Raw genomic sequence first — 12,292 nt, forward strand, 5'->3', positions numbered from 1 at the left:
CAAAATCGCTATCGGCCAACCCTACACTTTAAACCACCCGGGGCGCCGGTGTCGCGTCCAAGCCCTTTGCCTGGCTTGGGTTTGCGCCAAAATGGCGCCGCGCCGGCCCGGGGCCGTCCCGCCCGCCGCGGGCGGCTTTCGCCGGCCGCCGGCCTGGACCGGGCCGCAACATCGTAAAATGCAGGGCGTTCCACCCCAATTCCCAGCAATTGTTACATATCCCACGGCATTTCTCATGACGAATCAACCCAAAGCTCCCCTGACCTACCGTGACGCCGGTGTCGACATCGACGCGGGCGATGCCCTGGTCGACCGTATCAAACCGCTTGCGGCGCGCACCATGCGCCCCGGGGTGCTGGCCGGTATCGGCGGCTTTGGCGGCCTGTTCGAAGTGCCCAAGAACTACAAGGAGCCGGTGCTGGTCTCCGGCACCGACGGCGTCGGCACCAAGCTGCGCCTGGCGTTCGACTGGAACCGCCACGACACCGTCGGCATCGACCTGGTGGCGATGAGCGTCAACGACATCCTGGTGCAGGGCGCCGAGCCGCTGTTCTTCCTGGATTACTTCGGTTGCGGCAAGCTTTCGGTGGACACGGCGGCGTCGGTGGTGGGCGGCATCGCCAAGGGCTGCGAACTGTCGGGCTGCGCCCTGATCGGCGGCGAAACCGCCGAAATGCCGGGCATGTACCCCGATGGCGAATACGACCTGGCCGGGTTCGCCGTGGGCGCGGTCGAGAAGTCGGCCATCATCGACGGCAAGTCGATCAAGGTCGGCGACGTGGTGCTGGGCCTGGCGTCCAGCGGCGCGCACTCGAACGGCTACTCGCTGCTGCGCAAGATCCTGGAACGCGCCGGCGCCAAGCCGGACGACGACTTCCACGGCCAGCCGCTGGTCGACGTGGTCATGGCCCCGACCCGCATCTACGTCAAGCAGGTGCTGGCCGCGCTGGCCAAGCACGGCACCGCCATCAAGGGCCTGGCCCACATCACCGGCGGCGGCCTGCTGGACAACGTGCCGCGCATCCTCCAGGACGGCCTGTCGGCCCGCCTGCAGCGCGACAGCTGGGAAATGCCCAAGCTGTTCCAGTGGCTGCAGCAGCAAGGCGGCGTCGAGGACACCGAGATGTACCGCGTCTTCAACTGCGGCATCGGCATGGTGCTGGTGGTGGATCCGGCCCAGGCCGACGCCATCGCCGCCACGCTGCGCGAGCAGGGCGAAACGGTCAGCAAGCTGGGCGAGATCGTCGCCCAGACCGAAGGCATGCCGCAGACCGTGGTGGTCTGAGCCGGCTGGCCGCGCAATGAAAAAACCCGCCCTGGTGGCGGGTTTTTTCATTTCACGACGGGGCTAGAAGAACTTGACCCGCCCCTCGTCCTCGCGGAATTCTTCCCCCGTATCCAGATCCGTGCGCCACAGGGTGTCGTGAACGGACAGAAAGCCGCGCATATCCCGGTTGACGGCGCGCGCGTCTCGCCAGGCCGCCTGGAACCAGGCGATGTAGGTCTCCGTCATCTTGTCGCGCAGTTCATCGCCGAAATCATCGTCCTCGTTGTCCATGGCCTCCGTCAACGCGGCGTCGACCTCTGGCGGAATCAACGGGGACGGCAAGGCCAGCCGCAGGCCCCGGCCGCAGTAGCCGGAACGCGTGTTCAATGGAATCGCGACGGGCGCGAACGACTCCCAGTCGTATTCGATGTGAATGGCGTCCACGGTGTCCGCGGAAACGCCCTGGTCGAGCGTGAACGGACGCGCCTGCAGCAACCGCTGGATTTCGCTGATCAGGGCCTTGTTCTGCTTGCGCAGCATGGCGGCAAAGGACCGGTTCGCTTCGTCGATGTCCATCAGTTCGATCTCCAGTGATCAGGGGCCGCGGGGGGGCCGGTTGCATCGAAAGGTCAGGTCCGGGGGCGGGCGTCCCCGTGCGTCAGGACGCGTCGGCCAGCGCCGTGGCCACCGCATCGATGGTCTGCGCCACCGCGTCGGCCGCCAGGCAGTCGACGATCACGCGCTCGGGCTGGGCCCGCAGCCAGGTGATCTGGCGCTTGGCCAGCTGGCGGGTGGCGGCGATGCCTTGCTCGCGGGCTTCGTCCAGGCTGATCTCGCCATCGAGATGGGCCCACATCTGGCGGTAGCCGACGCAGCGCACCGAGGGCAGGCCCGGGTGCAGGTCGGCGCGGGCATGCAGGCCGCGCACCTCGTCCAGCAGGCCGTTGGCCAGCATCGCGTCGAAGCGCTGTTCGATGCGCGCGTGCAGCGCGGCGCGCTCCGAGGGTTCCAGGCTGATGGTCAGGTAGCGGCTGTCGTCGCCGCCGGCGCTGGCGCGTTGGCGGCCGAGCAGCGCCGACATGGGCTGGCCCGACAACTGGCAGATCTCCAGCGCCCGCTGGATCCGCTGGCTGTCGTTGGGCGCCAGGCGCGCGGCGGTGACAGGGTCGAGCCGCGCCAGTTCGGCGTGCAGCGCCGGCCAGCCGTCGCGGGCGGCGCGCGCTTCGAGTTCGGCGCGCAGCGCCGGGTCGGCCTGCGGCAGGTCGTCCAGCCCGTCGCGCAGCGCCTTGTAGTACATCATGGTGCCGCCGGCCAGCAGCGGGATGCGGCCGCGCGCCGTGATCTCGCCGATCAGGCGCAGGGCGTCGGCGCGGAATTCGGCCGCCGAATACGACTGCGCCGGGTCGAGGATGTCCAGCAGGTGCTGCGGCACCAGGGCCTGCTCGGCCGGCGACGGCTTGGCGGTGCCGATGTCCATGCCCCGGTAGATGGTGGCCGAATCGACGTTGACGATCTCCAGCGGCCAGCGTTCGGCCAGCGCCAGGGTGGACGCGCTCTTGCCGGCCGCGGTGGGGCCGGCCAGGCAGATGACGAGGGGGGCGGCGGGCACGGGCAAGACCTATTGCCCGCGCAGGAACAGCTTGTCCAGATCGGACACCGACCATTGCACCCAGGTGGGCCGGCCGTGGTTGCACTGGTCGGCGCGCTCGGTGGCTTCCATCTGCCGCAGCAGGCCGTTCATCTCTTCGATCGTGAGCTTGCGGTTGGCGCGCACCGAGCCGTGGCAGGCCATGGTCGACAGCAGTTCGTTGCGCTGTTCGGTCAAGAGGCGCGACACGCCCACGCCGGCCAGGTCGCGCAGCACGGCGCGGGCCAGCGTCTCGATGTCGCCGCGCGCCAGGATGGCGGGCACCGAGCGCACCGCGATCGAGGTGGGGCCGGACGGCCGCATCTGGAAGCCGAGGTCTTCGAGCTGTTCCTCGAATTCCTCGACCACCGCGACGTCCTTTTCCTGGGCGTGGAACACCACCGGCACCAGCAGGTCCTGGCGCGGCAGGCTGCGCGCGTCCAGCGCCTGCTTGAGCTGTTCGTAGACCACCCGTTCGTGGGCGGCGTGCATGTCCACCAGCACCATGCCGCGGCGGTTCTGCGCCAGGATGTAGATGCCGTGCAGCTGGCCGAGCGCCATGCCGAGCGGATGCTCCTCGTCGGCCGGCAGCGTCGGCGCGGGCGCGGCCTGCGGCGCCGGCGCCGCCACGTCGCGCAGCGGCTCGACGCGCGCGGCGGTGTCTTCGGTCAGCGGGCGATACAGCGACTGCCAGTCGGCGGCGGGAATCCCGGCCGGCTCGGCGTGCAGGCGGAACGGCACTTGCGTATGCGGGCGCTGCGGCGTCGGCGAGGGCCGCAGGCCGTAGGCGGGCGCGGCGCCCGGGCTGGCGCCGGTGTAGCCGGGGCGGGGCGTGTCGGCCGGCGCGGAGGCGGGCAAGCCGCCGGGCGCCGTGGGCGCGGACGGCGCCACGGTCTCGAATCCCCCATCGTCATCGCGCGCGGCCGTGGTCGGCGCCACCGCCGACGAGCCGCCGGTCTGCGCCAGCGTCTGGCTGACCGCGTGGCTGACGAAGCGGTGCACGGCGCCGCTGTCGCGGAAGCGCACCTCGTGCTTGGCCGGATGCACGTTGACGTCGACCGCGGCCGGGTCGATGTCCAGGAACAGCACGTAGGCCGGCTGGCGGTCGCCATGCAGCACGTCGGCATAGGCGGCGCGCAGCGCGTGGCTGACGGTGCGGTCGCGCACGTAGCGGCCGTTGACGTACAGGTATTGGCGGTCGGCGCGGGCGCGGGCCGCGGTGGGGCGGGTGATCATGCCGGCCAGGCTGACCGTGCCGACGCTGTGCGACAGCAGCAGGCCGTGCTCGGCGAATTCCGCGCCCAGCACGTCGCGGATGCGCTGCGGCGGCTCGGCCGGCAGCCATTGGCGCTGCGCGCGGTCGTGGTGGAACAGGCGGAAGGCGATCTGCGGATGGGCCAGGGCGATGCGCTCCATGGCGTCGACGCAGTGGCCGAACTCGGTGGCTTCGGAACGCAGGAACTTGCGGCGCGCCGGCACCGCGTCGAACAGCTGGCGCACGTCCACGGTGGTGCCCGGCGGGCCCGAGGCGGGGGTGACCTGCATGCTGCCGGCCTGGATCTGCCAGGCATGCTCGCCGTCGCGCGTGCGCGAGATGATGGACACCTGCGCCACCGAGGCGATCGAGGCCAGCGCCTCGCCGCGGAAGCCCATGGACGCGACCGATTCCAGCTCGTGCAGGTTGCGGATCTTGCTGGTGGCGTGGCGCGCCAGCGCCAGCGGCAGCTCTTCCGGGGGAATGCCGCCGCCGTCGTCGGTCACGGCGATGCGGCGGATGCCGCCGCCCTCCAGGCGCACTTCGATCGCGCGCCCGCCGGCGTCGATGGCGTTCTCGAGGATTTCCTTGAGCACCGAGGCGGGTCTCTCGATCACTTCGCCCGCGGCGATCTGGCTGATCAGCAGGTCGGGCAGCGCAAGAATGGAGCGGCGTTCTGTCATGGGGTGTTCCGGTGTAGCTATAGGGATGATTTTAGCCTCTGGATAGGGTGGGCTATAGTCGTTGCCTGATTCCGCCTTCCGCTTTCAGGGACGTATTGATGCTTGAATTTTTCCAAATGGTGCTCCACATCGACCAGACCCTCGGGGTCTGGGTCCAGCAGTATGGCGTGTGGGTCTATCTGGTGCTGTTCCTGATCGTTTTCGCGGAAACCGGGCTGGTGGTGCTGCCGTTCCTGCCGGGCGATTCGCTGCTGTTCATCGCCGGCGCCTTCGGCGCCACGGGCAGCCTCGATCCGGTGCTGCTGGGGGCGCTGCTGATCGTGGCGGCCATCACTGGCAACAGCGTGAACTACGCCATCGGCCGCTACATCGGGCCGCGCGTGTTTTCGATGAATCTGCGCTTCCTGGACCGCGGCGCGCTGATGCGCACGCACGCGTTCTACGAGAAGCACGGCGGCAAGACCATCGTCATGTCGCGTTTCATTCCGGTGGTGCGCACCTTCGCGCCGTTCGTGGCGGGCGTGGCCGACATGCCGCTGTCGCGCTTCCAGCTGTTCAACATCCTGGGCGCGCTGCTGTGGGTGGTGAGCCTGGTGGCGGCGGGCTATTTCTTCGGCAACATCCCGCTGGTGAAGGAACACCTGAACACCATCGTCCTGATCGGCCTGGCCGCGGCCGTGGTGCCGGTGGTCGGCGCGGCGCTGTTCAAGCTGCTGCGCGCGCGCCGGGGCGGCTAGGGGGCCGACGGGCGCCCAGCCGCCGCGAGGGAAAGGACGAAACTAGAAAATCGCGGTGACGCTCAACTGGTAAGTTCTGCCAGACGCTGTGCCCAGAGCGATATCGCGCTGATCCTGCTCCGAGGTCATGGTCATTTTCTTGTTGCTGGCGTAATCCCAGTATCTGCGATTGGTGAGGTTGTAGATGCCCATCGCCACGGTCAGGTGCTTCTTCACGTTGTAGTAGGCCGCCAGGTCGAAAATGCTGTAGCCCGGGATGTACTTGTAGTTCTTCTCGTATTTCTCGGCATATTTTTCAAACGTGAAGCTGCCATTGTTCGAGAAGTTCTGCCGCACCGGGTCGGTGGCCTGCTTGCCCTTGACAAAGGTGGCGGTGAGGCTCGCGCCATAACGGTTTTCAGGGTCATCCCAGGCCAGTGATGCAATGGCCTTGACGGGCAGCACGCTGTCCAGATCCACCCAGTCATCGCCGGAATAGGATGATTTCGATTTGCCCTGGTTGTAGCCTACGGCAAAGGTGCTGCTCAATCCGCTGGCCGCCCCAAGCAGCGCGCCATAATTGATCCGGGTCACCAGTTCGGCGCCATAGATGTACGCCTTGTCACGGTTCTCCGCGATGGTGAGGCTGGAGATCGAGGCGGGAAGCTTGGCGAGCAGGCTGTCAACGCCGGGTTTCGGCGCGCCCGTCGTGTAATCCCTCAATGCGTACTTGCGGTTATAGATGAAATTGTCATAGGTGTTGTAGAAGACGTTGCCGCGCACGGAGATGCCAGTGGCAGCCTGACCGACGACCCCGAATTCAAACTGATTGCTGGTCTCGGATTTCAAGTCTGAATTGCCGACCATGGCCGGCGAGGCGCGCCCAATCTTGGGATGCAGCCAGATTCCCGCGATCTGGCTGCTGGTGGGATAGGAGACGCCGCGCTTGTATTGCAGATAGGTGCTGAGCTCCGGGTTCAACGCATACATGACGGTCAACGAGGGCAATGGCTTTGCGTCCGTGAACGTCTTGCTGTGTATCTGATTGATTTCCGCCAGCGTCAATCCGCCCAGCGCGTTATTGTCGGAAGGCGCTTCAAAGCCTTGCGGCTTGATCCTGTGCCATGAGTACTTCAATCCCGGCACCACCGAGAACGCGCCGAGGGTGATGGTGTCGCCCAGCCACACATTCGTGTCGTAGGTTCGATTGTTACCCTGTGGCTGCAGGGTCGGATAGGTTTCGCCAATTTGTTGGAACGGCCGGGAGAACGCCGTGGACGAGAAATTCACGCCGTAATTCAGTGCGTGATTACCGTAATCCTTGGTGATTTCGCTCTGAAAGCCAAAGGTCGTGGTTTTCATATCCGAGAAGGTGGACACATTCTCCAATGGATTCACCGTCTCCAGCCCGGTCCGGTACGACCTGGAGGATGTGACGGTGTCCTGGACTGAAAAGGTGTCATCGCTGACGCGCGTCCGCTGATAGAACACCTTGCTTTCCATCGTGTCGATCAGGCTATTGTTTGCCGGCGTGAAGACATGGGCCAGGCTTATCGAGTAGCGTTGCGTGGCGTTGTTCTGCCTGGACCCGCCAACAATACTTTCCTGTGGGGCGGCGCTGGTCAGTTTCCGGTACATCGGCGCGCTTTCCCGGCTGGATTTTTGATAGAAATCCACGGTGCCGACGATCCGGTTGCCGCCGTCGATATTGAGCACGCTGTTGAGCAGCGCGGCATCGGAGTGCCAGCGCATCGGGTAGGCATCCAGATAGTCGCTGTTGTTCTGTGTCTGCTTGCCGTCACGGCGGCTGTAGGCGAACAATGCCCTGGCGCGATCGTTGCCGAACGCGGAGGTCATGCCGTTGTGCCAGGAATGATCGGCGCTGTCGAACTCGCCGGTGTACTCCAGATAGCTGCTTTCGCCGTCCGTGAGATAGGCGTCCGGGGATTTGCTGATGAACGAGACGGAGCCGCCGACCACGTTCTTGACCGTGCTCTGCCGTGCCGAGCCGGAAGTGATGTTCACCTGGCCGTACAGGTAAGGGTCGATATAGTCGCGGCCAATGCCAAAGGTGTCTTCGCCGGTGGTGGGCGAGTAGCTGCGCCCGGTGGCGTCCGGCAAGGGAATGCCGTTGACATCCAGCGCCACGCGGTTGCCGTCCAGGCCGCGGATGTTGTAGCCGGTGTAGCCGCCGCGGTCAAAGCCGGACTTGCCGTTGCGCGAGCCGCTATTGACGCCCGATGCGCTGATCAACGGTTGATAGCGCATGATGGTGCCGAAATTATTGCCGCCTGTCTTTTTCAGATCATCGGCGGAAATGGATTGCGTGGTGACGTCTTGCGGCTTGATGGTCGTGGTGACCGTAATGGGTGAAAAAACCTTCACGCCACGCTGATCATCATTTCTGACCTCGCCGGCGGCCGTGTCATGGGGCGTGTTCTGGCCATAAGCGGTTGTGGATAACAAGAGGGCTGTCGCCAGCGATACATTCCTGCATTTCATGTCCCAGGATCCTTGCATGATGAATACAGGATTGCGCTGGAACGTCGAGCGGGGCGGGGGGCACCAATGCAGGCGGAGCGGCGGCCATGGATCTTTCCAAAAGGATGGCCGCTAATTTACCGAGGCCGCCTCCCGAGGTCTGCGGGCATTCGTCTGAAAGTCCGCCGAGGAGTCCTGTCCCCGCGGGTATATAAGATCGGGTAACCCGGCGCTTGTGAGGGTGGCGCCAGATTCAAGCTGCGGTGCGTTGACAAGGCTGGGCGGCTGATGGTCCCGGGGGACGACGGCCGCAAAAGAAAAGGGCCATGCGCAAGCATGGCCCCTGGTGTTGCCGGCGAGGTCTCAGCTGACGTCGCCCAACCGCGCCAGCGGCGGGTTGGCGGTGAAGTAGCGCTGGATGCCGGTCAGCATGGCCTGCGCCAGCTTTTCCTGGTGCGCGGTGGTCTTGAGCAGCGCCTCTTCCTGCGGGTTGCTGATGAAGGCGGTCTCGACCAGCACCGACGGAATGTCCGGCGCCTTCAGCACGGCGAAGCCGGCCTGCTCGACGCTGTTCTTGTGCAGCCGGTTGATCTTTTTGATCTCGTCCAGGAAGGCGTTGCCGACCTTGAGCGAGTCGTTGATCTGCGCGGTGGTCGACAGGTCCAGCAGCACCTTGGCCACCTGGCGGTCGTGGCTGCCCAGGTTGACGCCGCCGATCAGGTCGGCCGCGTTTTCCTTGTCGGCCATCCAGCGCGCCTGGGCGCTGGTGGCGCCGCGCTGCGACAGCGCGAACACCGACGAGCCGTTGGCCGAGGGCTTGATCCAGGCGTCGGCGTGGATCGACACGAACAGGTCGGCGTGCACCCGGCGCGCCTTCTGCACGCGCACGTGCAGCGGCACGAAGAAGTCGTCGTCGCGCGTCAGGTAGGCGCGCATGTAGGGCTGGCTGTCGATCAGCGCCTTCAGGCGCCGGGCGATGCGCAGCACCACGTCTTTTTCACGCAGGCCGCTGCCGCCGATGGCGCCCGGATCCTCGCCGCCATGGCCGGGGTCCAGCGCGATGGTCAGCATGCGCTGCTTGCCGCGGCCGGCGCTGGCGGGCGGCGACTTCGGCACCGGCAGCGGCGCGGCCGGCTGCTGGCCGCGCACGCGCGGCGGTTCGGGCGGGTCGGCGCGGGCGGCCGGATTGCGCTGGATGTCTTCGAGGATGCGCGCCAGCGGATCGTCGGCGTCGGGACCGCTCTTGTTCAGGATGGCGACCAGCGGGTCCTGCGCGATCTTGGGATACAGGTCCAGCACCAGGCGGTACTGGTAGTCGGCCACCGGCTTGAGCGTGAACACCTGCGGCGCCACGGCCTGCTTCAGGTCGAACACCAGCCGCACCACGTTGGGCCGGTTCTGCGCCACGCGCAGGCTCTGGATGTAGGGATCGTCGGGGCGGACCTTGGACACCAGGTCGTTGAGGGCGGCGCTCAGGGTCAGTCCCTCGATATCAACCACCAGGCGGTGGGGATTCTCCAGGGTGAACTGTTCGGCCTTGAGCTCGCTGTCCAGTTCCAGCGTGACGCGGGTGTATTCGTCGGCCGGCCAGGTACGCACGGCCAGGATGGTGGCGGCCTGCGCCAGGCGCGGCACCACCGGCAGGACGAGCAGGGTGGCGGCGACGCTGATCAGGCGACGTCGGGTGGCGCCTGCCGCGGGGAGGGCGCCGTGTCGGGCGGGGGGACAATCGCGTTCAACCATGTTTGTCCTCGAGCGGTGTGCGCGGTCAGCGTGACATCGCGTCCTTGGCCTGCGTACGCCAGGGAAATCTGCAGGTCGGGAGGGGGCAACAGGCCCTCGGCCCGTTCCGGCCATTCAATCAAAACGACCGCATCCTCACGCAGCAAATCCCGGAATCCGGCGTCCAACCATTCGCGCGAATCACTAAATCTATAAAAATCAAGGTGATAGAAGTATAAGTTAGAAACTTTATAGGATTCAAGCAGCGCGTAGCTTGGACTCTTGATTCGGCCTGTGATGCCGCATTCCCGCAACAATGCCCTGGAGAAGGCCGTTTTTCCTGCCCCCAGGTCTCCCTGAAGGTGGATACATGCGCCCGCCAGCCCGGTTTCGCGGCCGGAGACAAGGGGGGCGAGCTGGCGCGCCAGCGCTTCCGTGGCGGCTTCGTCGGGCAGGTGCAGGGTCAGGCTGCTGAGGGGGGCGGACATGGCGCGGGTCGGGAGGCGAGTGGTAAAAGGTCAGGATGGGAACACGGATTGAACGCAATTATAGGAATTCGGGTTTCTGCTAATCTTATAAGTGATTGCTATTCTCAAATAAGTCCGGCCTGGCGCCACGCCTCGGGCCGCGACGGACGCCGCCACGGAGCAGTAAGCGCCATGAAGACCCGCATCGAAAAAGACACCTTTGGCCCCATCGAAGTCCCCGAGGATCACCTCTGGGGCGCGCAGACGCAGCGTTCGCTGCATTTTTTCGCGATCTCCACCGAAAAGATGCCCGAGCCGCTGGTCATCGCGATGGCGCGCCTGAAGCGCGCGGCCGCCAAGGTCAACGCCGACCTGGGTGAACTCGATTCCAAGATCGCCGACGGCATCATCCGCGCCGCCGATGAAGTCATCGCCGGCAAGTGGCCCAACGAATTCCCGCTGTCCGTGTGGCAGACCGGCTCGGGCACGCAGAGCAACATGAACATGAACGAGGTGCTGGCCAACCGCGCCTCGGAACTGCTGGGCGGCGTGCGCGGCGAAGAACGCAAGGTGCACCCCAACGACCACGTCAACCGCGGCCAGTCGTCCAACGACACCTTCCCCACCGCCATGCACGTGGCCGCCGCCGTCCAGGTCGAGCACCACCTGCTGCCGGTCCTGAAGACCCTGCGCGCCACCTTCGCCGCCAAGAGCGCCGAGTTCTACGACATCGTCAAGATCGGCCGCACCCACCTGCAGGACGCGACCCCGCTGACGCTGGGCCAGGAACTGTCCGGCTACGTCGCCCAGCTCGACCTGGCCGAACAGCAGATCCGCGCCACGCTGCCGGGCCTGCACCAGCTGGCCATCGGCGGCACCGCCGTCGGCACCGGCCTGAACGCCCACCCGCAGTTCAGCGCCAAGGTCTCGGCCGAACTGGCCCACGCCACCGAAACCGCCTTCGTCTCCGCGCCCAACAAGTTCCAGGCCCTGGCCTCGCACGAAGCCCTGCTGTTCGCCCACGGCGCCCTCAAGTCGCTCGCCGCCGGCCTCATGAAGATCGCCAACGACGTGCGCTGGCTGTCCAGCGGCCCGCGTTCCGGCCTGGGCGAAATCAGCATCCCCGAAAACGAACCCGGCAGCTCCATCATGCCGGGCAAGGTCAACCCGACCCAGTGCGAAGCCATCACCATGCTGGCCGCCCAGGTCCTGGGCAACGACGTCGCCATCAACATCGGCGGCGCCAGCGGCAACTTCGAACTGAACGTCTACAAGCCCCTGGTGATCCACAACTTCCTGCAGTCGGTGCGCCTGCTGACCGACGGCATGGCCAGCTTCGACCAGCACTGCGCCGCCGGCATCCAGCCCAACCGCGACCGCATCGCCGAACTGGTCGACCGCTCGCTGATGCTGGTCACCGCCCTGAACCCCCACATCGGCTACGACAAGGCCGCCCAGATCGCCAAGAAGGCGCACAAGGAAGGCCTGTCCCTGAAGGAATCGGCGCTGGCCCTGGGCTACGTCACCGAAGCCCAATTCGCCGAATGGGTCGTCCCCGGCAGCATGACCAACGCCGCCAAGTAATCCCGCCGCAAAAAAAACGCCGCCCCGAGAGGGGCGGCTTTTTTTTGCGCGCCGCGCTTGATGGCGCTGCCGCACCACGTCACTGACCGACCCGCTCTCCACCCACAGGATGTGGCTCCTCCCCGTCGTTTCAATCTCTCATCACGACGCACTGCGCGCTTTGTCATCGCCGCCATTGCGCGCCGTCCGCGCAAACGCGCAGCGCACGCCGCTCCGACGCCCACAACCACGTATGCCAGGTCCGGCCGCCCGCGCGGCCGGCCCTGGCGGGCAACGCAAATCCCCTCCCTGTCCCCAGGCCCAGCAGCGCAACATTTCTCAAACCCCGTAGCCCCTCGTGGCGGCGTTGGGCCGTGTGAGCAACCTCGATGCGCCCGAGGGAATCCGAAGGAGTCGCCGCAGGCGAGGACGAGATTCTATGGTCCGGATCAAGCTGTTTTCAGGTTCAACCTCCCGGGATCGAAGGCTTGCCCGGTGCGCCAGACCCCGT

The 12,292-nt window shown here is 66.1% G+C and carries 9 protein-coding genes; 3 read left to right on the forward strand and 6 right to left on the reverse strand.

Annotated elements, in window-relative coordinates:
- Positions 1-235 precede the first annotated feature (235 nt).
- Positions 236-1,285 (forward strand): phosphoribosylformylglycinamidine cyclo-ligase, encoded by a 1,050-nt coding sequence (gene purM, locus AOZ53_RS30340; RefSeq protein ID WP_006393058.1) that lies wholly within the window; start codon positions 236-238, stop codon positions 1,283-1,285.
- A 63-nt stretch (positions 1,286-1,348) separates the two neighbouring features.
- On the opposite strand, the gene AOZ53_RS30345 is transcribed toward purM, so the two are convergent.
- The 3 genes from AOZ53_RS30345 to mutL all read right to left on the reverse strand — a co-directional run bounded on the left by AOZ53_RS30345 (position 1,349) and on the right by mutL (position 4,832).
- Entirely contained in the window at positions 1,349-1,843 is a 495-nt protein-coding gene (locus AOZ53_RS30345) for a hypothetical protein (protein ID WP_054434606.1), read from the reverse strand.
- 82 nt (positions 1,844-1,925) lie between these two features.
- Entirely contained in the window at positions 1,926-2,882 is a 957-nt protein-coding gene (miaA, locus tag AOZ53_RS30350; RefSeq protein WP_054490711.1) for a tRNA (adenosine(37)-N6)-dimethylallyltransferase MiaA, read from the reverse strand.
- Between the two features lie 3 nt (positions 2,883-2,885).
- Positions 2,886-4,832, reverse strand: a complete 1,947-nt coding sequence (gene mutL, locus AOZ53_RS30355; protein WP_054490713.1) for a DNA mismatch repair endonuclease MutL — start codon at positions 4,830-4,832, stop codon at positions 2,886-2,888.
- A 98-nt stretch (positions 4,833-4,930) separates the two neighbouring features.
- Between mutL and AOZ53_RS30360 the strand changes: the two genes are divergently transcribed.
- Positions 4,931-5,569: a VTT domain-containing protein gene (locus AOZ53_RS30360; RefSeq protein ID WP_085943738.1), complete on the forward strand. Its 639-nt coding sequence runs from the start codon at positions 4,931-4,933 to the stop codon at positions 5,567-5,569.
- A gap of 42 nt (positions 5,570-5,611) precedes the next feature.
- On the opposite strand, the gene AOZ53_RS30365 is transcribed toward AOZ53_RS30360, so the two are convergent.
- The 3 genes from AOZ53_RS30365 to tsaE all read right to left on the reverse strand — a co-directional run bounded on the left by AOZ53_RS30365 (position 5,612) and on the right by tsaE (position 10,239).
- Positions 5,612-8,050, reverse strand: a complete 2,439-nt coding sequence (locus AOZ53_RS30365; protein ID WP_231690711.1) for a TonB-dependent receptor domain-containing protein — start codon at positions 8,048-8,050, stop codon at positions 5,612-5,614.
- A 342-nt stretch (positions 8,051-8,392) separates the two neighbouring features.
- Positions 8,393-9,772, reverse strand: a complete 1,380-nt coding sequence (locus tag AOZ53_RS30370) for an N-acetylmuramoyl-L-alanine amidase (protein ID WP_054434597.1) — start codon at positions 9,770-9,772, stop codon at positions 8,393-8,395.
- On the reverse strand, positions 9,700-10,239 hold the full coding sequence (gene tsaE, locus AOZ53_RS33980) for a tRNA (adenosine(37)-N6)-threonylcarbamoyltransferase complex ATPase subunit type 1 TsaE (RefSeq protein WP_054461055.1): 540 nt from the start codon (positions 10,237-10,239) through the stop codon (positions 9,700-9,702). Before tsaE ends, AOZ53_RS30370 begins: the two co-directional genes overlap by 73 nt.
- Positions 10,240-10,410: 171 nt before the next feature.
- Here tsaE and fumC point away from each other — a divergent pair, with 171 nt between their 5' ends.
- The gene (gene fumC / locus AOZ53_RS30375; RefSeq protein ID WP_054490716.1) at positions 10,411-11,802 is read left to right on the forward strand and encodes a class II fumarate hydratase; all 1,392 of its coding nucleotides are present in this window, start codon (positions 10,411-10,413) and stop codon (positions 11,800-11,802) included.
- Positions 11,803-12,292 lie beyond the last annotated feature (490 nt).

Origin of the sequence: Achromobacter sp. 2789STDY5608621, assembly GCF_001299375.1 — a bacterium.
Lineage (GTDB): Bacteria > Pseudomonadota > Gammaproteobacteria > Burkholderiales > Burkholderiaceae_B > Achromobacter > Achromobacter insuavis.